Raw genomic sequence first — 1,028 nt, 5'->3', positions numbered from 1 at the left:
CTCAGGCTTCTTATTCAAGCTGTGCCGCATCTCTCGAAACGACTTTATTAATTTACCCTATTTCTGCTCTTCTTGCAAGTTCGCCCTTTCGTTCGCGTTAATCTGGATACACTAGGATGCGTTGTAGCCATTCTTATTTTTGCTCTTCGGATTTTGCTCATTTAATTCCCTTATTCAGCTTTTTTAAAGAATACTGTTCGGATTTTGCTCATTTTTTAATCAAAATAACGCTAAAATTTTCTCAAAATTTTTCAAAAAATACAAAAAAACACCTAATTTCACTTTTATCTGTGAAAACAGTGTGCTTTTTTATTGCTTTTTATCTATTTTCCTTTTTAATTTGTTTTATTATTCAAATCTATCAACACAATATAATTATTTATGCTTTATATTTATTATTTCTAAAAGAGGGCAATCAAGAGTAGATAACGACGAATACTCGTCTCAGAATTTTTCTACTGAGACCATTCAATATAATTTAAAATTCCTAATACCTTTTTAGCCTAAATCATTTTACTTAAACAACTTCATGCATGTTTAAAATTCTTCTTTTCAAATTGGCCTTCAAGTATTTTACTTTACCCCCACTGTTTTTATGCCTCTGGGATCAAAATAATTGGAATACATAGTCAATTTCGATCAATCCATTAATTCATAAAATTGATCGACCAATCATATCCTCATTATTAATTAAACTTGCCAGGTTTATAGTAACCGTGTCTTGTTAATTATTGGTCTGCAAAAATCTATATAAGTATTAATACTTATACTCAGATGCGAGCCTCGCCACAAATTAACTTTATTTAGATACCAAAAAAGAGGCCCGGCGGCCTCCTTCTTCCGTGCTCCGGCTGTCAGACTCGAACTGACGACATCTTGATTAACAGTCAAGCGCTCTACCAACTGAGCTAAGCCGGAATATTAAAAAAGAGCACGGCAGCTTCCTTTCCTCGCAGGCAGTTGCCCACCAACTACTTTCGGCGTTAAGAAGCTTAACTTCTGTGTTCGGCATGGGAACAGGTGTATCC

The 1,028-nt window shown here is 34.4% G+C and carries 1 tRNA gene and 1 rRNA gene; both read right to left on the bottom strand.

Annotation, left to right across the window (positions count from 1 at the left end):
* Nucleotides 1–845: 845 nt before the first annotated feature.
* Nucleotides 846–918 (bottom strand) — tRNA-Asn (locus WS44_RS09535).
* A gap of 13 nt (nt 919–931) precedes the next feature.
* Nucleotides 932–1,028 (bottom strand): 5S ribosomal RNA (rrf, locus tag WS44_RS10220); the annotation flags it as partial.

Source organism: Lactobacillus sp. N54.MGS-719 (assembly GCF_000980505.1).
GTDB classification, from domain to species: Bacteria; Bacillota; Bacilli; order Lactobacillales; family Lactobacillaceae; genus Lactobacillus; species Lactobacillus amylovorus.
Note: the sequence above shows the minus strand (reverse complement) of the source record. Positions and strands in the feature narration are given on the sequence as shown.